The organism is Corynebacterium liangguodongii (assembly GCF_003070865.1).
Lineage (GTDB): Bacteria > Actinomycetota > Actinomycetes > Mycobacteriales > Mycobacteriaceae > Corynebacterium > Corynebacterium liangguodongii.
The window spans coordinates 2,202,717-2,227,461 of record NZ_CP026948.1; the positions used below are offsets into that span (position 1 = coordinate 2,202,717).

Below are 24,745 nucleotides of genomic sequence, written 5' to 3' on the forward strand. Positions count from 1 at the left end.
AGAGGACACGCCGCCACATGTGCCACAACACTCACATTTCTTTCACAGCCCGTGCCGTCGCGAGATCATGCGGAGCATCCACTGCTGCGGCACGAGCCGGGAAAGCGGGTACGCCACGCGTGCCGAAGACCCCTGGGCATAGACGGGCCTGGGCCTACGCACCCTAATCGCGCGACAAATCACCTCTGCCACCCGCTCCGCCGGAATGCCGGCAGCCTCGTTCCCATCAAGCCTGTCCTGCATCACGCGGAACTCGTCTGCGAACGGCCCGGCATCGTCCACGTACTTCGTGCGGCGGGCGGAGATACCTGTCGCAATCGCCCCGGGCTCGACCACGCACACCCACACCCCGAACGGCGAGAGCTCGCGGCGCGCAGCGAGCGCGAAGCCCTTGATCGCGGCCTTGGAGGCGACGTAGCTCGAGCGGTAGGCCAGCGGGAAGCTCGCCAACATCGAGCCCACCATCACGACGCGCCCGCGCCCAGCCGCGCGCATGGCCGGGGTTAGGCGGCGGGTGAAGTCCACCTGGCCGATGACGTTGACCTGGAAAAGCCGCTCGATAGCCTCGCGCGGCAGCTCCTCGAAGGGCCCGGACTGCGACTCCCCTGCGTTGTTGACCACAACCGCGGGGGCGCCTAGCGCGAGGATATCCGCGCTACACCGCGCGATGGAGGCAGGATCCGCGAGGTCGAGCGAGAGGTACCGCACACCCTCAAGGCGATCGCGCACAGCGGAGGCATCGCGGGTTGTGCCCACAACTCTGAAATCGCGAGAAAGCCGCTGCGCCGTCGCGCGCCCGATGCCGGAGCTGGCACCGGTGACGACGGCGAGCGGCTTCACCTCGCTCTTAGCGACACCCACTACCAGGCGTTCATGACATCGAGCACGCGCGGCTTGGTCGCCTCGAGCTGGCTACCAAACTGCTCCCAGTTGTGCACCCCGGTGGGGGTGAAGACCTCGGTGAAGTTCAGCCCGCTCGCCCGCGCCTTGAGCGCCCACAGGCGGGTGGTGAAGTTCGCTGCGGTCTCCAGCGCCACGGCAGAAGCGACGTGCTCCGGGCGGTAGCGCGCATCGGCCGGGCCAGGCACCGCGGAACCGGCGGAGACGTAGACGTCGGTGTTTCGCAGGTTGCCCATGTTCAAAAACGGGTCGTTTTCGAACCGGCGCGGGTTGAACGTCGAGCCGTACATCGCGTTGATGTTGTAGCCGCCCCCATCGAGCAGGGCGAAGCGCATGAAGGTCTGCGCGCCCGGCAGCGTGGTGGTGAGGTAGCCCGAGAACGACAGAACCTGGCGAAACTGATCCGGGTGCTTCGCTGCGAGGTTCATCGCGCCCGTGCCGCCCATGGACAGGCCGAGGATCGAGTTGTTGTTGCGCGCGATGCCGAAGTGCTGCTCCAGGTATGCGGGCAGCTCGCTAGTGAGGAAGGTCTCCCACTTGTAGACGACCGGGTTGTTGAAGTCGTAGGTGGCAGGCGCGCGCCAGTCTGCGTAGAAGGACGACTGCCCGCCGATCGGCATCACGAGGGTGATGTTCGAGTGCTCGTAGGTCTTCGCGGCGTTGACGTCGTTGACCCACGCGTTGGAGCGCTCGGTGGCGCGCAGGCCGTCGAGCATGTAGAGTGCGGCGTTTCCGCCGCGCTCGGCGGGCTGGATCTGCACCGGGATGATGCGCCCCATCGCCGCCGAGTAGACGTCGCAGCGCTGGACCCAGTAGGCAACACCCGGGTCCCACTCGCAGGCTCCGGTGGCGTCTGGGCGCAGCCAGTCTCGGTTCGTCGCGTGCGCCTTCGGCGCCGCGACAACCAATGACGCAGCCAGGGCAAAGATGACGAGCAGCGCATACACGGCGCGCTTGAAAGAAATGCTCGCGTTCACAGGACCCCCTCGGGTTTGTCATGGAATAGTGATGTTTACGTTATCAAGTCGTTGTCATCCGCGCCAATAAATCGACATCCGTCAAGGCCGCTAGAGATCCCGGGGCCAGGCGACCCGGGGGCCCACCAGCCCGACGTCTTCGCCGGCGTTGATCCGACTCAGCGTGGATTCATCGAGGTAGGCGGCGGGGTCGTCGTCAAGCGAGAGGTGCCGACCTGCCGTGAGAGAGAACTTGATGTTGGAGATAAACCTCGACCAGCTCAGCGGCTCCCGCGAGGTCGCGAGCAGCTCGCGGATCTCGGGTGTGCGCAGCGCGGCCCGCGCCTGCATGATTTTAATGCGATCGGCCGGCTCCGGCAGCGCGGCGACGTCGACGCCGGTATCGGCGATCTGCCACTCGGGCGGCAAGAGCTTGTCATGGCCGATGCGCGCGTCAGGTAGCCGCGGCATCCGCGCGGCAAGGGGCGTGGCCAGGCCCACGGTATCGAGCACGCGCACGTCTAGTCCCGCATTCATGCTGGTCATACCGAGGTTGACCAGGTAGAGCGTGAGCGGCTGGACGTTTAGATCACTTGCTTCCGGCGTGCGCGGGCGCGGGAGCCACTCGTAAGCGCCGGGCGCCGCGGGGTCGGCGGCGACCTGTACGAGGTGGATCTGCGCGGCGCCGGAGCGCTGCGCCTGCGCGATCGCCTCGTGGTAGTTGCTCATGAGCCGCCAGCTCAAGAAGTCCTCCGCGTAGAGGGGGGCGCGGCCGCGAGATCCGAGCTGCCCGGTCGTCGCCCACACCCAGAAGCCGCGCTCGTCCACCACCCCAAGCTGCGCTTTCGAATCCGGCGGCAGCGGCTCGAAGGCATGCCCCCTGGCCACCACGACGGTGGCCCAAACGAACACCGCGAGGCACACCGCGGTGATCCGCTTCGTCAGCGGCACCGCCATGACCGGCAGGAGCAGGGCGAAAAGTGGTAGCAGGAGCATGCGCCCGTGCATAAAGTCCCCGCCCACGCGCAACACGTAGAGGACGTGGAGGAACCCGCACCCGAGCGCAAGGGCGACGATCGCGGTGCCGCGGCTCACCTCGTCCCGAGGCAAGACCGCCTCGGCGGTGATCGCGCGCGCTCCGGTCCGGGCGGCTCTCGTTCGGGCGGCGATAGCACCCACCGCGAGCGCCGCCGCGGCGATCAGCCACAGCGCGTAAGTGCCGGCGAAATCCCACAGGTATGCCATGCCTTCACCCCAGGCGGAGTCGGAGGCGGACTTCGCCACCGCGGTGTGGGGCGTCACAAGCCCGTAGTAGCCCATGCGGAAGACCTGGTAGGCGGCAGGGATGGGAAGTGCGACGAGGAGGATCTTCCACCAGGCTCGCGGGGTGGCGGCGAGCAGCAGCAGGCCGGTCACCCCGCCGTAGAGCGCCAGCTCTGGGCGAACCAGCCAGGACAGCCCGCTCCAGACGGCCAGCCAGTAGCCCACCGGGGCGGGCGCGTGGGTCCTTGGGGGCTGCGCCCACCGCACGAGCAGCGCCCACCACAGCCCGAACCAAAACAGCGAAAGGCCCCATTCCAACCCGGAGGTGGCGAAGTCCCGGGCCGGGGGAAGGGCGAGGTAGATGATGACGCCGAAGGGCAGCACCGTCTGCCCCCAGTAGCGCCCGGCCGCCCACGTAGCTAGGACGCAGGCCGCCGCGGTGAGGAGTAGTGAGAGCCACAGCGCGACGCTCTCCAACCTGGCCCCGGTGATCCAGCCGACGAGCGCGATGAGGTATTGCCACAGGGTGGAGGTGTTTGCCTCCACGCGTTCCCCGGCGTTGAACACCGGGCCATGCCCGGCGAGGATGTTGCGCACGGTGCGAAGCACGATGAGCCCGTCGTCGCTCATCCAGCGTTGCGCCCATCCACCAGCGAGCGCGAAAACGCCCGCCACCAGCATCGATACCCTCAGCGAGAGGCGAGCGTTGTGAGTCATTCGGAGTATTTTAGGCGGCGACCGCCGGGATGACATAGACCGCCATGACGATGCAGACGATCCACAGCCCGGCGAGGAGCTGGAGCACGCGGTCTTCCAGGGCGATCTCCTCGGGCGCCCCGCCGTGACCGGAATCGACCTTCGCCGCGTAGCGCAAGATGGCGATGACGAAGGGAACCATCGAGATCTGGTACCAGATCGCGGCCCCGCCACCGACCTGGCTGGAGAGCTGGAAGCCCCACAGCGCGTAGGAGAGCACGACCGCGGTGGCCGAAAGCGTCCACACAAACCGCAGGTAGGTCGCCGTGTACCCCTCCAGGGCCTTACGGATCTTCGCCCCGGTTTCCTGCGCGAGCAGCATCTCGGCGTAGCGCTTGCCGGAGGCCATAAAGAGGGACCCGAAGGCGGCGACGAGCAGGAACCATTGGGAGAGCTCGATGCCCGCGGCGACACCGCCAGCCATCGTGCGCAGCATGAACCCGGATGACACCAGCGCAATGTCGATCACGGGGATGTGCTTCCAGCCGAAGCAGTAGCCGAGCTGCAAGACGATGTAGACTCCGATGACCCAGGCCAGTGCCGGGTTGGTGGCCAAAAACGACAGGCCGATCGCGGCCGCGATAAGGACCGCCGCCATGGCGTAGGCGAGGTTGATCGGCAGCATTCCCGAGGCGATCGGGCGGTAGCGCTTTGTGGGGTGGGCGCGGTCGGAGTCAACGTCGCGCGCGTCGTTGACCAGATAGATGGCAGAGGCGCCGCAGCAGAAGACGACGAAGGCGATGGCGACGTCGATAAGCGAGCGCCCAGTGAGCTCGTCGAGGCCCGCGGCGAGCGGGGCGGCGAGCACGAGGACGTTTTTCACCCACTGCTTCGGCCGCAGGCCCTTGACCATCGCGTCCGGGAGGTTCTTCGGAGGGGTCTTCTTCCGCGCGACGTCGACGCCCTCGGTGTGGGGCTCGGACTTGAGAAACGGCTCTTCGTGCGACTCGCTCAACGCGTCTCCTTCTCCAGTTCGATGGCCGTCTTGGCCACGCCGGCCCCGATGAGGGACCCGATCAACGTATCCGTCGGGTAATGCACGCCAAGCACCATACGCGATGTCATCATCACCGGAATGCCGACATACGGCAGCTTCGAGCCGAAAATATCGGCCAGGTGCACCATGGCAGCGGCGGTGGAGGTGGAGTGCGAGGACGGGAAGCTCAGCCGCGAGGGCGTGGATACGCCGACCGTGATGCGCGCATCGTGCGGGCGCTGGCGGCGCACGATGCGTTTTAACACCACGGAGGCCGCGTGCGCGAGGAAGGTACCCGCGCCCATCGCGAGCCACTTTCGGCGCCTTTGCTTATCGACGCCCACTCCCACCGCCGCGATCGCCAGCCAACCCAGGTCGTGCTCACCGAAGTGGCTCAAGCCCCGCGCGATGGTCGCTGCTTGATCGGTGAGCAGCCTGTTCTGAATGGCGACTAAGAGGTCGGCCTCACGCTTGCTCATCGAAAATCCTTCCCCAGTTCTCGCGGCTGGTCAGCTCCTCCATTGCGCCGGCGTAGGAGCGCTGTAGCTCCGGCCAGCGCCGCCGGATCTGCGTCTGAAGTTCCTTCGTCTGCGCGAGCAGGTCTTTGGCGAGCTGCTTGTCCCGCTTGCGGAAGGCTACCCCCGTGCCGCCGGCGGTGGAGACGGTGGCCGAGTCCACGCGGGAGAGGGTAAACCAGCGCGCCTCCTCCGCGGTGAGGCCCAGCTGCGGTGCCTGCCAGTGGGCCCGGTCCTCCGGCTTGCTCAGGTGGAGCAGAGACTTTGCCGCCCACGGCAGCTTCTTCACCTTGCCCAGGCGCCCGCCGACATTCTTGGTGGGCACGCCCGGCGCGCCGGTGGGTGCGGGCAGGTCCGCGGCCGATGGGATCACCTGTGCATCCGCGTAGTCCTTGCGGATGTTCTGGATGCGCGGCAGGGTCGACTCCAAGATGTCGAAGAGCTGCTCGGGCCCTTTGAGGAAGTCCTTCATCGCCTCGATCTGGATCGCCATGGTGGAGTACTCCATGCACATGAGGTGCTTGTAGGTGGACTTCATCATGTTGCGCAGGATCCCGCGGGGATCCTCGGGGCCGTAGACCGAGGCGACGATGAGGCGGTTGCGCAGGTGGAAGTAGGCCTGCCAGTCGATCGCGTCGTCCTTATCCGCCCAGGCCATGTGCCAGATTGCCGCACCCGGCCAGGTCACCGTCGGGAAGCCAGCCTGCTTCGCGCGCAGGGCGTACTCGGTGTCGTCCCACTTGATAAACAGCGGCAGCGGCAGGCCGAGTTGCTTGGCGACGACCCGCGGGAACAGGTTCATCCACCACCCGTTGTAATCCACGTCGATGCGCCGGTGCAGGGCGCGGGAATCGTACTTCTTCGGGTCGAGGTGGTCCTCCTTCGACCCGATATACCCCAGTGGGTAGCGGGCGAAGTCGTGATCGTAGACGGCGTGCGCGGCCGGGCCCCACATGAAGGTGGCCGGCTCGACGGCCTCCCCTGTGGTGCGCAGCTGGGCGCGGTCCTGCAGGTTGAGCATCTGCCCGCCAACGAGGATCGGGCTTTTCGCGTAGCGCGCGGCCTGCACGGCGCGCAGGATGGAGTCCGGCTCGATGGCGATGTCGTCGTCCATGTAGAGGATGAACGGCGCGTCGGTGCTGTTCAGCGCCTCGTACATGATGCGCGAGTACCCGCCGGAGCCGCCGAGGTTGCCCTGCGGGAAGATCCGCAGGCGACCGTCGAACGCGGCCTCGGCGGCGGCGAAGTCCGGCTCGTCGGCCGGGTGCTGGTCGCCCTGGTCGGGCATGAGCACGTCCGTGATCGCCTCGAGCACCACCGGGTCCTCGGCGAGCGCGTGCAGGGCGTTGACCGCATCGCGCGGGCGGTTGAAGGTGGGGATGCCCACAGCCACCATCTTCTCCTCTGGGCCGGTGGTGGTGCCGTCGGGCATGGTCTGCGCCTCCGGCAGACGGTCGGAGCACCAGGCGGCGTTCGCGATGGTGGCGCCGGTCTCGGCGGTGACGTCGAACCACAGCCAGCCGCCGGCTTCGAAGTTGCGCAGCTCAAGCGGGATCTCCACGTGCTCGTCTTTGGCTTCGACGTTGAGCACGGAGATGCGCACGCCGTCCTGCTTCGAGCGGTAGACGGAGATCGTCGCCGCTCCCTCGACGTCCATGGCCAGGATCACGCGGTCGAGCTGGGACCAGCGCCGCCAGTAGGACGCCGGGAAGGCGTTGAAGTAGGTCTCCAAGGAGACCTCGGCGCCCTCCGGAACGCTCAGGCTGGTGCGGTCGGGCCACCTCAGGCGGGCCTTGTTCAGCTCGCCCTCGACGAGGTAGAGCATCTGCACGTCGCGCGGCTCGCCCTTACGGGGCATGAGCACGCGCTGGAGGACGTCGACTGCCAATGTGGCGCTCACGAATCTCTCTTTCGGTTCGACTGGTGGTCTCGGTGAATTAACACTAGTAGGTGGCGAGGCCCGACACTTCCCCGGCGCGCGGGTAGTCGGCACCAAGCTAGAAAATATTGAGCGTGGAAGCGTTATGCACGGGCTCGTTACGGGCGTTAACGAGGTAATGTCCATTCCTTGTAAAACTCGGCACTCTGGCAATCGTGACATACAGTGTGCTGCTAACAACCGGACGGAAGGATTGTTCGCGGATGACACAACGCATATACCTTTATGCTGATGAAACGGGGAACTTGGACTACAACGGATCCCCCAACCCACGCGGAGGGGGTGCGTCCACATACTTTGGTTTCGGAACCGCAACTTTTAACACCGCAGACCATGGCTCGGATCTACTCGAAGGGCTTCACCTCCGAGCGCACTGCGCCAAGGAAGGCATAAAGCTCGAGCGCGGATTTCATGCTGTTGATGATTCCGCTAAGACACGCAGTGAAATGTTTTCCGAAATCAAGAAACAGGCACCACGTTTTGATGCAACGTTCCTTTATAAGGAAAACGCTTATCCGAGGGTCAAACGAGAGGGGCCGATGAGGCTATACAAGATGGCCTGGTTCTTGCATCTTAAGGAGATCGCACTACGCGTTTCCCGACCTGAGGATGAACTTTTCGTAATTGTTGCTGAATTTGGAACCAAGAGCACGAAGAGAGCGGCGGTTAAAGCCGTTGAAGAGGTATGCCAACAAATTGATCGGGATATAACATTATGCGTGTGGACCTCCCAATCAGCCTGGGGTCTGCAAGTCGCTGACTATGGACTGTGGGCAATTCAGCGCACGTTAGAAGGAAAAAATGCTCTTGGTTTGAGCCCTGCATCAAGCCAACGCTAGCCACTACATTCGCACCCTGGGGAACGCCTGAGACCAAGGAAACTGGCTATCCCTCCCTATAGGAAGGAAGTCCTCCCCTGGAGGACTTGTCGCCAGTTTCTACTCGATAGTACCGCCCCATGTGTAACGAGTCAACCATACGGTGAGTCCTTCCTCGATGCCGACTACCGAGCCCATTGCGAATACGGCGTCCCAATCATCCGCAGCATAAACCTATATTTTGAATGGCCATGACGAACACCCCTGCTGCCAACTTCTCTATCAGGGGCATCCTGGTTCTCGTCGCCTCATTTTCCTTTGAGTTTCTGACCGGTTCGACAGCCGTGTTCATCGGGATCGGCGCGGAGGTTGCCGGCGCGGCGTTCCGTCCGATCGGAGCGCAGAGACCGAAGCACGAGCACGGCCTGGGAGACACCGGCTACATCGATCCCGACGAGCCGCGTCGCAACACGTAAACGCTCGGTCTAGTGCCCCCTCGCCTGCTCCAGCGGCTCGCCGTCCTCGAAGTGCGGGCGCAGGTGGTTGTCAAAGAGTGACAGCGCCGCACCGATGGCCATGTGCATGTCCAGGTATTGGTAGGTGCCCAGGCGCCCGCCGAAGAGCACGCCCTTGTCCCTGGATTCGGCGGCGGCGAGGCGTCGATAAGCCTTGAGCTTCTCGCGGTCCTCGGGCGTGTTGATGGGGTAGTAGACCTCGTCGTCTTCGCCGGCGAAGCGGGAGTACTCCTTGACAATGACGGTCTTGTCGGCCGGGTACTCGCTGCGCTCGGGGTGGAAGTGGCGGAACTCGTGGATGCGGGTGTACGGCACGTCCGCGTCGTTGTAGTTCATCACCGGGGTGCCCTGGAAGTCGCCGGTGGCAAGCACCTCGCGCTCGAAGTCGAGGGTGCGCCAGCCGAGCCTGCCCTCCGAGTAGTCGAAGTAGCGGTCCAGCGGGCCGGTGTAGACGGTGGGGATGCCCTGATACTGATCGCGCACGTCGAAGTAGTCGGTGCCCAGGCGCACGTCGATGAGCTCGTGGTCGGCCATCTTCTCCAGCCACGCGGCGTAGCCGTCGACGGGCAGGCCCTCGTGGGTGTCGTTGAAGTAGCGGTTGTTAAACGTGTAGCGCACGGGCAGCCGCGAGATGATCTCCGGCGGCAGCTCGGTGGGGTCGGTCTGCCACTGCTTGGCGGTGTAGTGCTTGACAAAGGCGTCGTAAAGCGGCTTGCCAATAAGCGCGATCCCGCGCTCTTCCAGGTTGGTGGCCTCGTCGGGGTCTCGGCCCTCGCGCTGCTGCTCAATCAGCGCGCGCGCCTCGTCCGGGGTGTAGTAGCGGCCGAAGAACTGGTTGATCAACCCCAGGCCCATCGGGAACTGGTAGGCCGTGCCGTCGTGCATGGCGAAGACGCGGTGCTGGTAGTCGGTAAAGTCGGTGAACCTGTTGACGTACTCCCAGACCCGCTCGTTGGATGTGTGGAAGAGGTGTGCGCCGTAGGTGTGCACCTCGATGCCGGTCTCGGGGTCGCGCTCCGAGTAGGCGTTGCCGCCGATGTGGCCGCGCTTTTCGATGACGAGGACGCGCTTGCCCAGCTCGCTCGCGGCCTGCTCGGCCACCGTGAGGCCGAAGAATCCCGATCCAACAACGATGAGGTCGTAAGTCATGGCGCCCATTTTCGCACATTCGCTTCTCGACGCCCGACCGCGCGACACACCGGACACACCCTGAGTCTCAATACTCCCTTTAGACTTCACCATGCCTTACAATGCACACGGATTAACTCTATTCACACACGCAACAGGAGCCTTACCGTGCAACAACGTCGACGCCTCACCCGGCCCACGCCGGGGAAGAACCCGGTCCTGGCCGCCCTGATGTCGGTGGCCCTCGTCGCGACCGCCGCCTTCGGCGGCAGCCAGATCGTCCACGTCCGATCCGTCGGGGGTGATCCCCTCTCCGTCGACGTCTCCAGCGCGTCCTTTGCCACCGGCGCCAACGTCCCGGTCGACGACGCCGCGGTGATGACGCAGGGCGGCGAGCAGCTCGAACACCGGGTGGTCAAGGAATTCACCCGCGAGACCCCCTTCTCCCTGGTCGGCCTGACCTGGGACGGCGAGCGCGACATCGTTGCCTACGTGCGCGCTCAGCGTGCCGACGGCACCTGGTCCGAGTGGTACCAAATGGACGGCGCCGACTCCGCCGTCGCCGACCCCTCCGTCAAGCGCGGCACCGAGCCAATCTACGTCGAAGAGACCACCCGCATCCAGGTCTCCACCGGAAACGTCGACCTGCTCGAGGACGGCCGCCCCGCCTCCGACGCCCCCACCACCGCCAACGACATCGAGGCGGTCTTCCTCGACGGCGGCGAAGGCACCGCGGAAGGCGACATCTCCCCCGTGGCAGAGTCCTACGCCTACGGCATGCCGAAGGTGGTCACCCGCGCCGCGTGGGGTGCGCGGGCGGCGGGTCAGTCGCCGTACTACACCGAGCCGACGAAGGCGATCACCGTCCACCACACCGCCGGCTCCAACAACTACTCCGCGGCCGAAGCGCCCGGCATCGTCCGCGGCATCCAGGCCTACCACCAGGGCATGGGCTGGGGAGACATCGGCTACAACGCCCTGGTGGACAAGTACGGCAACATCTACGAGGGCCGCGCTGGTGGCCTCGACCGCGGCCCGATGGGCGCGCACGTCGGCTCCTTCAACGACAACACGTGGGGAATTTCCATGCTGGGTAACTACGAAACTGCCCAGCCCAGCGCGTCGGGCATTAAGGCCATGGGCGAGATCATCGGCTGGAAGGCCGCCCAGGCCGGGGTCGACCCGCTGGGACAGACGCAGCTCACCGCCTCCGGCAACTTTGCCGGCAGTCGCTTCGGCGCCGGCCAGACCGGAACGTTCCCCACTATCAACGCCCACCGCGACTTCCACTACAACACCTGCCCCGGCCAGTACCTCTACAACCAGATGGGCACCATCCGCACTGCCGCGGCGGCGAAGGCCGCCCAGGTGCGCGGCGGCAAGGCACCCTCGCCCTCCTCGCCGGTCCTCGGTTCCATAACCTCCCCGGACGGGCTGACCACCACCGTGAATAACCTCAGCTCCGGGCCGCTGAAGAACCTCGACCTGACCAAGCTCGCCCAGGGCGATCCCACCGCCATCGCCACGGCAGCCGGCACGATCGCCGGGGTGGTCATCCTCTACCTCGCCAACTCCGGGGCGCTGGCCGAGGGCGTGAAGAAGGTCGCCGGCATTGAACTGATCCCCGGCCTCACGCTATCGACCCTCACCCCGCACGTGGGTAAGATCCTCCAGTTCGTAGGCGGGCAAGAATCCAGCGATGCGTGGAAGCAGCTAGAACCGCTCTTGGGCCCGCTTCAGGGCGCGGCGACCGGCATCGGCGGCAACAACTACGCCTTCTACTCGGGCGGGATCGGCGTGCAAAAGGGCCAAGGCGAGATCTTCACCCTCGTAGGCGAAATCGCCAACGCCTGGCTCCAGCAAGGCCTCGACGCCGGCCCGCTGGGCCTGCCGACCTCCCAGCAGTACAACCCGACCGAAGACCAGGTCAAGGTCGACTTCGAGGGCGGCTCGATCACCTACAGTCCGTCGAGCAAGTCTATCGACATCGCCGTGAGCTAGCGCTTCAGCCGAGCCCCAAGGAGCGCTCCACGGCATCGTCCCACCGCGCAATGAGCCGGTCCCTCTCGGGGCCGGCCATTGTGCTGTGCCAGGTCAACGTCGTGCCCAGAGGGAGCGGGGCCTCAATGAGCCCGGCGCCGATACCTGCCGCCGAGGCCGCGCCCATCACCGTCGTCTCGATGTTGGCGGGGCGGGTCACGCGGGCGTCGAGAAGATCGGCCTGGAGCTGCATGAGCAGCTTGTTGTCGGTCATCCCGCCGTCGACACGCAGCTCCTCGATGCCCGTGCCGGCATCGCGCTCCATCGCGCGCACGACCTCGCACGTCTGAAAACACGTCGCCTCCAGCGCGGCCCGGGCGATGTGGCGCCGATCCGTATACCGCGTCAGCCCGGTGATCACCCCGCGCGCATCCGTGCGCCAGCGCGGCGCGAACAAGCCAGAAAACGCAGGGACAATGACCACACCCGCGCTGTTATCGACCTGCGCCGCCAAGATCTCGCTCTCCGCCGCGCTACCGAGCACCCCCAGCTGATCCCGCAGCCACTGTATGAGCGAACCCCCCACCGCGACCGAGCCTTCCAGCGCGTAGACCGGCGCCTCGCCCTCAATTTGGTAGGCCACAGTCGTAAGCATCCCGTGCTCGCTGCGCTGCGGTGTCCCACCCGTATTGAGCAGCATGAACAACCCCGTGCCGTAGGTCATCTTCGCGTCCCCGCGATCGAGGCACCCCTGCCCGAACAGCGCCGCCTGCTGGTCTCCGAGCACCCCCGTGATGGGCACCCCCGAGAGCGTGCCGCGGCGGCGCACCACGCCGAACTCGCTTATCGACGCCCGAATCTCCGGCAGCATCCCCCTCGGCACCCCCACCTCACGGCACAGCTCGTCGTCCCACTGCAGTGTCTCTAGGTCCATCAGCAACGTCCGGCTCGCGTTCGTCACATCCGTCACGTGCACTGCCTCGTGCCCGTCGTCCCCCCGCGCGCCGCCGGTGAGGTTCCAGATCAGCCACGTATCGATCGTCCCGGCAAGCAACTCCCCCTCCTCCGCCCGCTGCCGCGCGCCCGGCACGTTGTCCAGAATCCACGCCCACTTCGGGCCAGCCGGGTAAGAATTGTGCAGCAAACCGGTCTTGCCCTGGAACGCCGTCGGATCCCCATCGTGGTTCGTGCGGGCATCCTGCCAGACGATCGCGTTGTAGACCGGCTTGCCCGTCTCCCGCTCCCACACCACGGCGGTCTCCCGCTGATTGGTTACCCCGAGCGCAACAATGTCCTCCTCGGTGATGTCCTGGCTTGCCATCGCCTCCCCCGCCGCCCGGCGCGTATTGCGCCAGATTTCCACCGGGTCATGCTCCACCCACCCCTGGCGCGGCATGATCTGCTCGTGCTCGTACTGCGCGTGGGCAACCACCTTGCCCTCTAGATCCGTGAGGATAAATCGCGTCGTCGTCGTGCCCTGGTCAATCGCGGCGATGTATGGCATGGGGACAGTGTAGTGGCGGGGCTGGATGGCTGCGGGGGTGCTGGTGCTGGGGTGGCCACGGTATCGCTACTAGACCACAACAACCAGCACACCACTCCCGCCCCCCCCACAAAGCCAGCACCACCCCACACCCGGACCGCACGCATTACCACGCAACCCCCGCACCGGGCGAAATCTGCGCGAGTTATCCACACAGTCGCACTTATCCACAGGCGGCGCGCGCATCCCCGGCGGGGAAGGACCGGACAGGGCACAATTCGTGGCATGACACCGGGGGGAAGAGTTGGAATTTATTAGGGAGGTCGCCAAGCGTTGCCGGACCTCTGTGGTCACGGGACCTGCGGCGCTTCGGTTGCATGGTGTGAAGACGCTGGAGTGGGTGACCCAGGTGGACCTCGCGCTGCGCGGGAACGCGAGGGCGTTCGGTGCGGTAGCGCACGGCAGGGTGTATCGCAGCGGGAAGCTCGGGCCGGAGGAGATAGTGGACATCGGAGGCATCGCCGTCACCATCGGTATCCGAGCGCTGTTTGACACGTACCGCTACTACGGTCGCCTCGACGCGCTGGTGGCGATTGAGTCCGCTCGCCACCTGCACGGGTTCACGGCGGAAGACCTGCTCGCGCGGGCAGAGGGGTTGCCCAGGTCTAAGGGGATCGTGGGGTTTCGGGAGCTGGTGGGGTATTCCGCGGGGACGTCCGAGAGCCCGTTGGAGACCTTGGGGCGCGATGGGATCGTGCGGGCGATCGCGTCGGGCGCGCTCGATCGGGTCACGTCCGTGGAGTCTCAGGTCGAGCGCACGATCCGTTCGGAGTGGGGCGAGCCGAGGCGCGCGCGTATCGACGCCATGCTCAACGGCTTCGTCGGCATCGAGTTCGACGGGAAATCGAAGCTCTCCGGGAAATTCGGCGCCCCCACCGCGCTCACCGCGGACGAGCGGTGGCGCGAGAAGCAGCTACAGAACGTGGGCATGGTGATCTGCAGGTTTGGGTGGAAGGAGGTGGTCTCGGGGGAGTATGTGCGCACGATAGCGGGCCTGATCGCCCGGTTCCCGGCGCCGCGGGTCGCTTAAGCCCGGCTAGAACCAGCGCTCGAGTATCGCGGCCACGCCGTCGTCGTCGTTGGTGAGCGTGATCGCGTCGGCGGCGTCTTTGACCAGGGGTTTCGCGTTGCCCATCGCCACGCCGTGGCCCGCCCAGGCGAGCATCTCGCAGTCGTTGGGCATATCGCCGAAGCACACGGTTTCGGCGGCGGAGACGCCGTAGCGCTCGGCAAGGATGGACACCCCGGAGGCCTTGTTAATTCCCGGGCGGGAGAACTCGATGAGCCCTTCGTCCATGGAGTAGGTCACTTGGGCGTCGATACGCGGCGCGACGAGGTCGAACATCTCCGCCGAGCTGAGCTCCGGGCAGCGCACGAGGAGTTTCGCCGCGGGTTCAGAGATAAGCTCCGCGACAGTTGCAAGCCCGAAGCACGGGTCCCATGCATCGGGGTGAAACCCGGAGGTAACTAAGAACACCTCGTTTTCCGGGTCGAGGGCGGACTGCCCGACGCGTTCGACACCGTAGCCGCAGGACAAGCCGCGCGCGGCGAAGACCTCGTCGACGGTGGCTGTGATGGAGCGCATGTCATCCGGCGAGAGCTCGAAGGAGTGGAGCACCGTATCGCTCGACGGGTCGTAGACCACCGCGCCGTTCGCGCAGACGCACACCGGGGAGATAGGCAGCTGGTCGAGCACCGGCATGAGCCATCGGTGGGGCCTGCCGGTGGCCAAGCCGAAGTGCACCCCGGAGCGGACAGCACGCATGACGGCGGCCCGCAGCCGCGGGCTCACCCTGCCGTTGCTGTTGATAAAGGTCCCGTCAATATCGCTCACGATGAGTCGGGGGGTGGTGGCGCCCACGGCTTATTTTTTCTGCTTCTTAGCGGCCCGGGCGGCCTTTTCCTCGCGGTAGATCTCCTCCGCCTCGTCAAGCGTGGGCGCGCTGCCGCCCATCGAGGCCGGCCGCCAGCGCTCGCCATCGGGGAAGGGCCCGAAGCGGTCGTCGTACTCGGCGCGGGCGTCATCGAGGAGCTGTTGAACAGCGTCTTTGAGTCGGGCCGTGACCTCCTCGGGCGTGCCCTCCAGCGGCACCGGCGGGCCGTAGCTGATAATCACCGGGGTGTGCGTGCGGCCCAGGCGGCGTGGGAGATCCTTGGTCCAGATCCGCTGGGAGCCCCAGATCGCGCACGGGATGAGCGGACCCCCGGAGCGCTGGGCAATGCGGGCGGCCCCGGTTTTGAAGTCGGCGAGCTCGAAGGCGCGCGAAATTGTACCTTCGGGGAAGATCCCCACGAAGCTGCCCTTCTCTATCCAGTCCACGGCCGATTCGATGCTGTCCGCGCCTGACGCGCGGTCAACCGGGACGTGGTGCATCGCGCGCATCATCGCACCGATCACGGGGGCGGAAAACACCTCTTTTTTGGCCATGAAACGCACGAGGCGCTGCCCGTGGACGTGCGGTCCGGTTCCACAGAAGATGAAGTCGAACCAGCCAGTGTGGTTCGCGGCGATGATGGCCCCGCCGGTGGTGGGAAGGTTTTCGAGGCCGTGGAGGACCGCGGTCGTGCCTTGGGCACGGAAGACCGCCTTGATCACGCCGATTAAGCGGTGGTAGAAGGGGTCCCCCTTCGCCTCCGGGTGGTTCGCGGGTTGAGCGTAGCCGCTTTCCACCTCGAACAGCTTGTCAATCTTCTTCATGGTTTAGGGCTCCAGAATCTCTTTACCGACCCACGGACGAAGCGCCTCGGGCACGACCACGGAGCCGTCCGCGCGCTGGTTGTTTTCTAGGATAGCAACGAGCCAGCGCGTCGTCGCCAGCGTTCCGTTCAGCGTCGCCGCGGTCTGCGTCTTGCCCTCGGCGTCGCGGTAGCGCACGCCGAGTCGGCGCGCCTGGAACGTGGTGCAGTTCGAGGTGGAGGTGAGCTCCCGGTAGGTGTTCTGGGACGGCACCCAGGCCTCAGTGTCGAACTTGCGGGCCGCAGACGAGCCAAGATCGCCGGCCGCGACGTCGATGACGCGGTAGGGCACCTCGACGGCGGAGAGCATCTCGCGCTCGAGCCCGAGGAGCTTGCGGTGCATCTCCTCCGCGTCTTCTGGCTTGCAGTAGACGAACATCTCAAGCTTGTCGAACTGGTGGACGCGCAGGATCCCCTTGGTGTCTTTGCCGTAGGAGCCTGCTTCACGACGGAAGCAGGAGGACCACCCGGCGTAGAGCAGCGGACCGTCGCTCAGGTCGATGATCTCCCCGGAGTGGTAGCCGGCCAACGCGACCTCGGAGGTGCCCACCAGGTACATCTCGTCGCGCTCGAGGTAGTAGATCTCCTCGTCGTGGGCGTCGAGGAAGCCTGTGCCGGCCATGATCTCGGGGCGCACGAGCACCGGCGGGATGACAACTTTAAAGCCCTCCTCACGCGCTTTCTGGGCAGCGAGCATGAGCATGCCCAGCTGCATCCAGGCGCCGTCACCGACGAGGTAGTAAAAGCGCGCGCCGCCGACCTTCGTCCCGCGCTTGACGTCGATGATCCCGAGGCCTTCTCCGAGGTCGAGGTGGTCGCGCACCTCGAAATCGAACTCGGGGACCTCACCGACGTGCTCGAGGACGACGAAGTCCTCCTCGCCTCCCGCCGGGGCGCCCTCGATGACGTTGGCCATGCGGTACTGGAGCTTCTCCACGGCCTCGACGGCCTTCTCCTGCGCCGCCTCGGCCTCTTTCACCCGGGCCTTGAGCGCGTTCGAACCCTCGAGCAGTGCCGGGCGGTCCTCCGGTGCGGCCTGCCCGATCTTTTTGCCGAAGGCCTTCTGCTCGCTGCGCAGCTCGTCGGCGACGTGGATGGCGGCGCGGCGCGCCTCGTCTGCCTCGAGGAGCTGGTCCACTAGGGCGGGGTCCTCCCCGCGGGCCCGCTGGGACTCGCGCGCGAGGTCGGGGTTTTCACGCAGGAACTTAAGATCAATCACGCTGAGCCATCTTAGCGTGAATCCCACCCTCTTTTCTGGTCATAACCACGGCGCTAGGCTGGGGGCATGCAGATCGTGGAAGGCCCCGTGCCCAAGCACGCGCAGCTGCGCGCCATCTTAGAGGCAGCCTGCGACTCCGAGCTCCAGCCCGGCGACCCCCTGCCGGGTGAGCGCGCTCTAGAGGAGAAGTACGGGGTCAGCCGCATCACCGTGCGCCGCGCGATCGGGGACCTCGTGGCGGCCGGCCGCCTGCGTCGCGTGCGCGGCAAGGGCACCTTCGTTGCGCCGAGCCCGCTGGTGAGCCGGCTGCACCTTGCGTCGTTTTCGGACGAGATGAAGGCACAAAAGGTCGCCGCGAGCTCGCGGATCCTGCTCTCTGGGAGGGCGGTGCCACCCGAGTGCGTCTCGCGGTTTTTCGCCACCGACCCCGCCACCACCCACATCCACCTGCGTCGGCTGAGGCTGGGAGACGGCGAGCCTTACGCGATTGACGACGCCTGGTACAACAGCACCCTGGTGCCCGACCTTTTGGAAAATGACGTCTACAAATCCGTCTATTCGTTGCTCGAGGAGGACTACGGTCTCGGGATCACCGAGGCCGACCAGACGGTGACCGCGGTGAGCGCCACCGAGGCCAACGCGAAGCTCTTGGACGTCGATACGGGCGAGGCCCTGCTCCACATCGTGCGCTTCGCGCGCAGCGGGGATCGCCGCGTCGAGCTGTGCTCATCGCTCTACCGCAGCGACCGCTACCACCTGACCACGCGGGTGGCCAGGACCGCCCCGCGGCCCCTATGAGGCACAATAGATCGCATGGTTTCGACATCAGCAGGCCTGCGCTCTATCCTCGTCGCCGTCGTGGCGGGTGCCGTGGCGGCCGGGTCCTACGCTGCCGTCTCCGATCGCACGGCGCCGCAGGGCCCTGCCGCGGGGGGCAGTGCGGCAAGCGCCAGTTCGGGCTCGACGAGCGCGGCGCAGCCTAGCGCCTCGACCCGCGTGTCACCTTTTACCACCGCCGACGAATCGGCGTGCTTGACCTGGCAGGTCGGGCCGGACGGGGCGGTGAAGGCGTTCGAGCAGACCTCCTGCGACCAGGAGCACCGCTTCGAGGTCTCCACCCGCGAGGACCTCGCGGCGTTTCCCACCTCCGAGTTCGGCGAGGACGCCGCCATGCCGAGCCAGACGAGGCAGGCGCAGCTGCGCGAGGAGCTCTGCGGCGCGGCGACCGTGAATTACCTCTCGGGCGTCTTCGACCCCAACGGGCGCTACTCCATCGCCTCCATCCTGCCCCCGGCCGAGGCGTGGGCGCGCGGGGACCGCACGATGCTCTGCGGCCTGCAGGTTACCGACTCGACCGGCACCCCGGTGCTCACGACGGGCCGCGTCGCGGAGCAGGACCAGGCGCGCGTGCTCGATCTGGGGCAGTGCGCCTCGACCGACGCGGCGAACACGCTGAGCGTCGTCGATTGCGCGCAGCCGCACCACCTCGAGGTGACCTCGATCGTCCCCCTCGCCGAGGTCTTCCCCGACCACACGCCGAGCGTGGAGGAGCAGGACAAGCACCTCGGGGATGTCTGCACGACCGCCGCCCACGACTACCTCGGCGGGGAGGAAAACCTCTACCAGATCGCTCTGCAGCCGTTTTGGACGACGCACTCCCCCGCCGCCTGGGAGGGCGGAAGCAAGAGCGTCAACTGCGCGCTCGTCTACGCCAATAACGGCCAGTTCGCCAGCCTCACGGGCTCGGCGAAAGACGGACGCGGGGGCTTGCGTATCGACGGCAACCCGCCCCCCGAGCGCCCCGAGCGCCGCCCCTTGCGCGAATCCGCCAGCGCTCCGGCCCCCGCCCCGGCGCCTGCCCCAGCCCCGGCGCAGTAGGTCATGCTCGCCACCCCGGAGGAGTTCGAGGAGATCATTAACGACGCCCTCGACGAGCTGCCCGAGTCCTTCGCCCGCGCGATGGATAACCTCGTGGTCCTAGCCCGCGACTTCAACCCGGACGACCCGACGATGCTGGGGTTGTTCGAGGGCGTGCCGCGCACCGAGCAGCACGCCAACCACACCGGCTACCTGCCGGAGGCAATCTTTATCTACAAAGACGCCCACGAGGCGGTTTGCGGCAGCGTCGAGGAGCTGCGCGAGCAGGTGAGGATCACCGTCTTCCACGAGGTCGGGCACTATTTCGGCATCGACGAAGAAGGCCTTCACGCCCTCGGGTGGGGCTAGCCGGCCGCCCCTGCCTCACAGTGCGTGCTCGCCCCACTTCACCACCCGCCACGAGCCGAACTCGCCCACCGGGTCGATGACCAGGTAGTGGCAGTTGGGCAGGTAGGCCGCCTGGGCGAACTCGGGGTCGACATCGCAGGCGTTGGCCGCGAACGCCCTGATCGCCCCGCCGTGGGAGACGGCGACTGTGTCGCCGGCCTCGCTTACGTAGGGCTCCAGGGAGGAGCGGTAGCGGTTGAGGAAGACGGCGAGGGAGTCCCCGCCGTCGATAAGCGCGGCGAGATCGCGCCGGTAGAATCCGGCAAACGCGCCGTGGTAGGCGGCGTGGGCCTCGAGCGTGTTGTGCATCTCAAAGCGGCCCGCCTGAACCTCGTGGAGCCCCGGCAGGGCGGGGATGTCCGCGAAGTGCGCGCCGAAGGCGATCCGCCCGGTCTGGCGGGCCCTTAGCGCCTGGGAGGTCACCACCCGCGCGGGGCGATAGGCAGACATGATCTCCTCGCCGGCGGCCGCTGCCTGGCTGCGGCCAAGGTCGGTGAGCTCCGCGCCGGGCAGCGCCGTATCCAGGTAGCGCCCGACGTTGGAGGTGGTTTGCCCGTGCCTGAGCAAAATCAGCATCTACTTGCCTTCCCGTGCCCGTTGGACCCAGTCCTGCGCCGCGCCGAGCCGTGCGGCGTCGATCATCGGCTTGCCGCCAGGCTCGTCGACGCGGGGCCACGACCCCAGATAGGTAATTTCGCTCGCGCGCAGGTAGAGGCTGCGCAGCGCCTCCGCGACGGGGGTGTCCTCGATGTGGCCGACGAGCTCCACGAAGAAATTGTACGTGCTGTGCGCTTGCCCGGTCGGCCTCGATTCGATGCGGCTTAAGTCGACGCCGCGGTAGGCGAACTCCTGGAGCGCGCCGACGAGGGTGCCCGGCTCATTGGGAAGTTGGAAGGCGACGAACGTGCGGTCTGTGCCCGTGCGCGCGGTGGGCACCCCGCGCGGGCCGACGAGCACGAAGCGGGTGCGCGCCGCCTGCCGGTCGGCCACCCCGCGCGCGTGGACCGTAAGCCCGTAGAGCTCGGCGGCGCGCGCGGGCGCGGCGGCGGCATCGGCCTGCCCCCGGGCGACCATCTCGGCGGCAGCCGCGTTCGAGGATGCCGCGCGGAACTCCGCCCGTGGCGCGTGTGCGGCCACCCAGTTTTTCACCTGCTGGTAGCCGACCGGGTGGGTGGCAAAGGTCTCGGAGTCTTCGAGCCGCTCGCCCGGGCGCGTCATGATGGAAAACGAGATTTCGAGCTCGGTCTCGCCGTAGATCTGCACCCCGTGGTCTTCGATGAGCGCGTCGGCAGTCGAGGTCACCGCGCCGTCGACGGAGTTCTCGATGGCCACCACCGCCCGGTCCGCCTCGCCCGCGCGCACCATCCGAAGCGCAGCGGACGGCGAGTCGGCGGGGATGAGCTCGGCATCGTCGAGCCCGAATGCCCACACTGCTTCTTCGGTAAACGTTCCGTGCGGCCCCAGGAAAGCGATGCGGTTCATGCCTTAAAGTTACTGCATGTCAACGCGCCCGGCGCGGATCCGCCTGGAGATCCTCATCGTCCTCGCCGTCACCTTCGGCCTGTCCGGGGTACGCTCCATCCTCAAGCTTATCGACGCCTACGTGGCCGCCCCTGCCCTCAACCTCCAAAAGGTCACCCTCAACGGCACCGCGTCAACTATTAGCTGGCTCGACCTCGCGCTGCAGGTCTGCTCGGCGGCCTCGCTTCTCTCCTGGGGAGCGCTCGCCCTCTACCTCCTCGGCGAGCGCCTGCCGCACCCCCGGGGTCGCGACTGGCTGTGGGGCGCGGGCCTGGCCGCGCTCATCGGGATCCCCGGGCTCGCCCTCTACGTCACGGCGGTGCACATGGGCTGGTCAAAGGAGGTCGTGCCCGCCACCGAAACCACGCAGGTGCCCACGCTGCTCATCTGGTCGTTCGCGAACGCCTTTGCGGAGGAGACGGTCGTCGTTACCTGGTTTGTCGTAAGGCTCCGGCAGCTGGGGTGGCACCCGGCGGCGGCGATCGCGTCCTCGGCGGTCCTGCGCGGCAGCTACCACCTCTACCAGGGGGTATCTGCGGGTTTCGGCAACATCGTCATGGGGGTGGTCTTCGCCTCCTTCTTCCACCGCACGGGCAAGATATGGCCGCTCATCCTCGCGCACTTCCTTATCGACGCCGTGGCATATCTCGGCTACCTTGCCTTAGACCTTTCCTGGTTGGGAATAAAGCCGGGCTAGACTGCTTCCCATGCCGACCTCTCCTCACTCGAACGACCCCAGGGACAACCTGGGGGATTACGTGCTAGGCAAGGACGGAAAACCCATCGTCGACCGCTACGGCCGCCCGGTGCGCCGCCGCGTGACCGGCACACAGCCCCCGGCACAGCGCCCAACGCAGCGCCCAACGCAGTACCCCGCGCAGCGCCCGACGCAGTACCCCGCGCAGCGCCCAGCGGAGCCGACCCGGCGCTACGAGCACACCCGCGTGGAGCAGCCGAGCTACGTGCCGCGGCGCCCGCCCCAGCTGCCCCCGCGCCAACCCGAGCCGGCGCCGGCACCGCTCCAGGTCTCGCGCTCGCGGGTGCGCACCGCCCCGCGCCCGCCTGCGCCCCCGCGCCCGCGCAGGCGCCGCAGAGCGCCCGGCTGCTTTTCCCTCATCGCGCTGCTGCTCGCAATCGCCGTCGCCGCGCTCGTGCTTATCGACGCCCGACTCGCCCGCGTCGACGCCCTGCCCGACGAGCGGATCGCCAACACCGCCGGAACGAACTGGCTGCTGGTCGGCTCCGACTCGCGCCAGGGTTTGAGCGAGGAAGACATCGCCCGCTACGGCACCGGTGGCGACCTCGGGGTGGGTCGCACCGACACCATCATGCTGCTGCACCTGCCGCGATCGGGCAAGGCCACGCTGATCTCCATCCCGCGCGACTCCTACGTGGAGATCCCCGGGTACGGGATGGACAAGATCAACGCATCCTTCGCCTACGGCGGGCCGAAGCTGCTCGCCGCGACGGTCGAACAGAACACCGGGCTGCGCGTGGACCGCTACGCCGAGATCGGCATGGGCGGCCTCGCCGGCGTCGTCGACGCGATCGGCGGGGTGGACATCTGCGTCACCGAGCCGATCCAGGACCCACTGGCGAACCTGTCCGTCGAGCCTGGTTGCCAGAAGATGGACGGGGCGACCGGCCTGGGCTACGTGCGCACGCGCGCCACCGCCCAAGGCGACCTCGATCGCGTCGGGCGCCAGCGCGAGTTCCTCTCCGCAATTGTGAGCGCGGTGACGTCGCCACGCGTGCTGCTCAACCCGCTGCGCTCGATCCCTCTGGCGCTCGCGCTGCCGAAGATGTTTACGGTCAACACCGGCGACCACATCTGGGACCTCGCCCGGGTGGCGCTGGCGATGCGCGGCGGGATCGCGACGGAGACCGTGCCGCTCGGAGGATTTACCGACACCGAGGTCGGAAGCGTCATCCTGTGGGACGATGCCGCCGCCGAGGCGCTGTTTTCCTCCCTGCGCTAGCCACACCTACCTCGAAGACCTCAGTGGGGTTAGGAGCCCTGAAGCGCTCCCGAAATATCGCTGAGGTCTTCCCATGCGGTTTTTTGGTCGGCGCTGGCTAGGAGGTGACCACCGTCGAGCCACCGGAGCGGCCCGTCTCTGCGTCACCTGCAGCCTGCTGCTGCCAGGTGCCGGCTGCGATCATTTCGCGCTTGCGCTCCACCCAGTAGTCTGCGCCCTTGATACCCAAGGCCTCCGGGTCGAACTGCGGGTCGAGGCCGGCCTTTTTCTGGCGGCGGTAATCCCACAGGCATTTCAGTGCCGGTCCCTGGATGACCAGGATGGCGAGGATGTTCAACCACGCGGTGGCGCCGACACCGATATCACCAAGCGCCCAGGCGGTACCCGGGGTGGTGGTTGCGCCGATGTAAACCGAGATGAGGATGAGCAAGCGCAGCACCCAGATGATCGCGCGGCGCGCCACGTCGCTGTGGACCCATCGGTTGAGGTAGGCGAAGTTAACCTCGGCGAGGTAGTAGTAGGCCAGCACCGTGGTGAAAGCGAAAAACATGATTGCGAGGGCAACAAACGAGGGGCCGATTCCCGGTGCAACCGTGTTCATGCCTTCCTGGACGAATCCCGGGCCGACGTCGATGCCGTCGGGAAGCGAACCCGCGTAGCGCACCGCACCGTCCTCGGATTGGCCCTCGAAAACCTTGTACATGTCGGTGGAGATGATGATGAACGCCGTTGCCGAGCACACGAACAGCGTATCGACGTAGACGGCAAAGGCCTGCACGAAGCCCTGCTTGGCCGGGTGGGAGACCTCGGCCGCGGCCGCGGACTGCGGTCCTGTGCCCTGGCCGGCTTCGTTGGAGTAGATGCCGCGCTTGACGCCCCAGAGGATTGCGGCACCGAGCATGCCGCTAAACATCGCCTCGCGGTCGAACGCGGAGCGGAAAATGAGGCCGAAGACCTCGGGGATCTGGCTCGCGTTGGAGAACAGAATCCACAGGGCGGCCAGGATGTAGATGACCGCCATGACGGGCACAACCAGCGAGGCGAAGGTGGCGATGCGCTTCACGCCACCGATGACGATGATGCCGAGTAGCACCACCATGGCAATCCCGGAGATCCAGGTCGGCACCGTCCACGCGTTCTCGACGGCCGCGGCCACACCATTGGCCTGGATGCCGGGCAGGAAGTAGGAGGTGGCCAGGATCATGCAGATGGCGAAGATCACGGCGTAGACCAGGGCGAAGGAGCGCGCCTTGGTGTGCGCGCCTGCTTTTTCGATGTAGAATGCCGGCCCGCCACGGTACTCACCGGTGTCGCGATCTTTCTCCTTGTAGATCTGGGCGAGCGTACATTCCACGAAGGAGGTCGCGGAGCCCATCAGGGCGACGAGCCACATCCAGAACACCGCACCAGGGCCGCCGAACGCGATGGCAGTGGCAACACCTGCAATGTTGCCCACACCGACGCGGCCGGCAAGTGAGATCATCAGCGATTGGAACGAGGAGATGCCAGATTCGGACTTCTCCCCCTGCGAGATCTGCTTGATCATGTCGGGAATGCAGCGGATCTGCAGGAACAGCGTGACGATAGTGAAGTACGCGCCCGCACCGAGGCACAGGTACACGAGCCAGTTCGACCAGATCAGGCCGTTGAGTGTTTCAATTATCCCATCCATTGGGGTGTCTCCCTCCCGGGAATGCCGAAGGGATCCCCCGCCCGGCGGCCTCAGCACCGGCGAA

The 24,745-nt window shown here is 66.5% G+C and carries 23 protein-coding genes; 9 read left to right on the top strand and 14 right to left on the bottom strand.

Features of this window, described 5'->3' with window-relative positions; translation table 11 throughout:
* Positions 1 to 42 precede the first annotated feature (42 nt).
* From C3E79_RS10480 to C3E79_RS10505, 6 genes are all read right to left on the bottom strand, one after another.
* Positions 43 to 861, bottom strand: a complete 819-nt coding sequence (locus tag C3E79_RS10480) for an SDR family oxidoreductase (RefSeq protein WP_235840678.1) — start codon at positions 859 to 861, stop codon at positions 43 to 45.
* Positions 861 to 1,877 carry an alpha/beta hydrolase gene (locus C3E79_RS10485; protein WP_235840679.1) on the bottom strand — a complete coding sequence of 339 codons (1,017 nt, stop codon included), beginning with the start codon at positions 1,875 to 1,877 and terminating at the stop codon, positions 861 to 863. Before C3E79_RS10485 ends, C3E79_RS10480 begins: the two co-directional genes overlap by 1 nt.
* Before the next feature lie 90 nt (positions 1,878 to 1,967).
* On the bottom strand, positions 1,968 to 3,836 hold the full coding sequence (locus C3E79_RS10490) for an arabinofuranosyltransferase AftB family protein (RefSeq protein WP_108404854.1): 1,869 nt from the start codon (positions 3,834 to 3,836) through the stop codon (positions 1,968 to 1,970).
* A 10-nt stretch (positions 3,837 to 3,846) separates the two neighbouring features.
* Positions 3,847 to 4,830, bottom strand: coding sequence for a decaprenyl-phosphate phosphoribosyltransferase (locus C3E79_RS10495; RefSeq protein WP_108404855.1), 984 nt, complete (start codon positions 4,828 to 4,830; stop codon positions 3,847 to 3,849).
* Complete coding sequence (locus tag C3E79_RS10500; RefSeq protein ID WP_108404856.1) at positions 4,827 to 5,330, bottom strand: phosphatase PAP2 family protein; 504 nt, start codon at positions 5,328 to 5,330, stop codon at positions 4,827 to 4,829. The genes C3E79_RS10495 and C3E79_RS10500 overlap by 4 nt, the downstream gene beginning before the upstream one ends.
* On the bottom strand, positions 5,317 to 7,266 hold the full coding sequence (locus C3E79_RS10505; RefSeq protein WP_268876073.1) for a glycosyltransferase: 1,950 nt from the start codon (positions 7,264 to 7,266) through the stop codon (positions 5,317 to 5,319). Before C3E79_RS10505 ends, C3E79_RS10500 begins: the two co-directional genes overlap by 14 nt.
* 242 nt (positions 7,267 to 7,508) lie before the next feature.
* Here C3E79_RS10505 and C3E79_RS10510 point away from each other — a divergent pair, with 242 nt between their 5' ends.
* Positions 7,509 to 8,144: a DUF3800 domain-containing protein gene (locus tag C3E79_RS10510; RefSeq protein ID WP_235840680.1), complete on the top strand. Its 636-nt coding sequence runs from the start codon at positions 7,509 to 7,511 to the stop codon at positions 8,142 to 8,144.
* A gap of 230 nt (positions 8,145 to 8,374) precedes the next feature.
* Positions 8,375 to 8,599 carry a hypothetical protein gene (locus C3E79_RS10515; RefSeq protein WP_108404857.1) on the top strand — a complete coding sequence of 75 codons (225 nt, stop codon included), beginning with the start codon at positions 8,375 to 8,377 and terminating at the stop codon, positions 8,597 to 8,599.
* A gap of 9 nt (positions 8,600 to 8,608) precedes the next feature.
* Here C3E79_RS10515 and glf read toward each other — a convergent pair whose 3' ends face one another.
* Entirely contained in the window at positions 8,609 to 9,787 is a 1,179-nt protein-coding gene (gene glf / locus C3E79_RS10520) for a UDP-galactopyranose mutase (protein ID WP_108405178.1), read from the bottom strand.
* 147 nt (positions 9,788 to 9,934) lie between these two features.
* Between glf and C3E79_RS10525 the strand changes: the two genes are divergently transcribed.
* Positions 9,935 to 11,767, top strand: coding sequence for an N-acetylmuramoyl-L-alanine amidase (locus C3E79_RS10525; RefSeq protein WP_235840681.1), 1,833 nt, complete (start codon positions 9,935 to 9,937; stop codon positions 11,765 to 11,767).
* 4 nt (positions 11,768 to 11,771) lie between these two features.
* Here the strand turns inward: C3E79_RS10525 and glpK are convergent, their stop codons facing one another.
* Positions 11,772 to 13,250 carry a glycerol kinase GlpK gene (gene glpK / locus C3E79_RS10530; RefSeq protein ID WP_108404859.1) on the bottom strand — a complete coding sequence of 493 codons (1,479 nt, stop codon included), beginning with the start codon at positions 13,248 to 13,250 and terminating at the stop codon, positions 11,772 to 11,774.
* A gap of 361 nt (positions 13,251 to 13,611) precedes the next feature.
* Between glpK and C3E79_RS10535 the strand changes: the two genes are divergently transcribed.
* The gene (locus C3E79_RS10535; RefSeq protein ID WP_146183411.1) at positions 13,612 to 14,319 is read left to right on the top strand and encodes a hypothetical protein; all 708 of its coding nucleotides are present in this window, start codon (positions 13,612 to 13,614) and stop codon (positions 14,317 to 14,319) included.
* Positions 14,320 to 14,325: 6 nt separating this feature from the next.
* Here C3E79_RS10535 and C3E79_RS10540 read toward each other — a convergent pair whose 3' ends face one another.
* The 3 genes from C3E79_RS10540 to serS are packed head-to-tail and all read right to left on the bottom strand — an operon-like array spanning position 14,326 to position 17,244.
* Entirely contained in the window at positions 14,326 to 15,150 is an 825-nt protein-coding gene (locus C3E79_RS10540) for an HAD family hydrolase (RefSeq protein WP_108404861.1), read from the bottom strand.
* Between the two features lie 3 nt (positions 15,151 to 15,153).
* Positions 15,154 to 15,987: a lysophospholipid acyltransferase family protein gene (locus C3E79_RS10545; RefSeq protein WP_108404862.1), complete on the bottom strand. Its 834-nt coding sequence runs from the start codon at positions 15,985 to 15,987 to the stop codon at positions 15,154 to 15,156.
* A gap of 3 nt (positions 15,988 to 15,990) precedes the next feature.
* Positions 15,991 to 17,244 (bottom strand): serine--tRNA ligase, encoded by a 1,254-nt coding sequence (gene serS, locus C3E79_RS10550; protein ID WP_108404863.1) that lies wholly within the window; start codon positions 17,242 to 17,244, stop codon positions 15,991 to 15,993.
* A 66-nt stretch (positions 17,245 to 17,310) separates the two neighbouring features.
* On the opposite strand from serS, the gene C3E79_RS10555 reads away from it, so the two are divergent.
* From C3E79_RS10555 to C3E79_RS10565, 3 genes are read left to right on the top strand one after another with little or no spacing between them, the layout of a single operon-like run.
* Complete coding sequence (locus tag C3E79_RS10555; RefSeq protein ID WP_108404864.1) at positions 17,311 to 18,042, top strand: GntR family transcriptional regulator; 732 nt, start codon at positions 17,311 to 17,313, stop codon at positions 18,040 to 18,042.
* A 15-nt stretch (positions 18,043 to 18,057) separates the two neighbouring features.
* Entirely contained in the window at positions 18,058 to 19,122 is a 1,065-nt protein-coding gene (locus C3E79_RS10560) for a septum formation family protein (RefSeq protein WP_235840682.1), read from the top strand.
* Positions 19,123 to 19,125: 3 nt separating this feature from the next.
* Positions 19,126 to 19,470 carry a metallopeptidase family protein gene (locus C3E79_RS10565; protein ID WP_108404865.1) on the top strand — a complete coding sequence of 115 codons (345 nt, stop codon included), beginning with the start codon at positions 19,126 to 19,128 and terminating at the stop codon, positions 19,468 to 19,470.
* A gap of 15 nt (positions 19,471 to 19,485) precedes the next feature.
* Here C3E79_RS10565 and C3E79_RS10570 read toward each other — a convergent pair whose 3' ends face one another.
* Both C3E79_RS10570 and pheA read right to left on the bottom strand, forming a co-directional pair.
* A complete protein-coding gene (locus tag C3E79_RS10570) occupies positions 19,486 to 20,085 on the bottom strand; it encodes a histidine phosphatase family protein (protein ID WP_108404866.1) in 600 nt (199 codons plus the stop codon).
* Positions 20,086 to 20,991 carry a prephenate dehydratase gene (pheA, locus tag C3E79_RS10575; protein ID WP_108404867.1) on the bottom strand — a complete coding sequence of 302 codons (906 nt, stop codon included), beginning with the start codon at positions 20,989 to 20,991 and terminating at the stop codon, positions 20,086 to 20,088. It abuts the gene before it with no gap.
* A gap of 16 nt (positions 20,992 to 21,007) precedes the next feature.
* Between pheA and C3E79_RS10580 the strand changes: the two genes are divergently transcribed.
* Positions 21,008 to 21,727 (top strand): CPBP family intramembrane glutamic endopeptidase, encoded by a 720-nt coding sequence (locus C3E79_RS10580; protein WP_108404868.1) that lies wholly within the window; start codon positions 21,008 to 21,010, stop codon positions 21,725 to 21,727.
* Between the two features lie 10 nt (positions 21,728 to 21,737).
* The gene (locus C3E79_RS10585) at positions 21,738 to 23,009 is read left to right on the top strand and encodes an LCP family protein (RefSeq protein ID WP_108404869.1); all 1,272 of its coding nucleotides are present in this window, start codon (positions 21,738 to 21,740) and stop codon (positions 23,007 to 23,009) included.
* 97 nt (positions 23,010 to 23,106) lie between these two features.
* Here the strand turns inward: C3E79_RS10585 and C3E79_RS10590 are convergent, their stop codons facing one another.
* On the bottom strand, positions 23,107 to 24,681 hold the full coding sequence (locus C3E79_RS10590; RefSeq protein ID WP_108404870.1) for an alanine/glycine:cation symporter family protein: 1,575 nt from the start codon (positions 24,679 to 24,681) through the stop codon (positions 23,107 to 23,109).
* Positions 24,682 to 24,745: the final 64 nt, after the last annotated feature.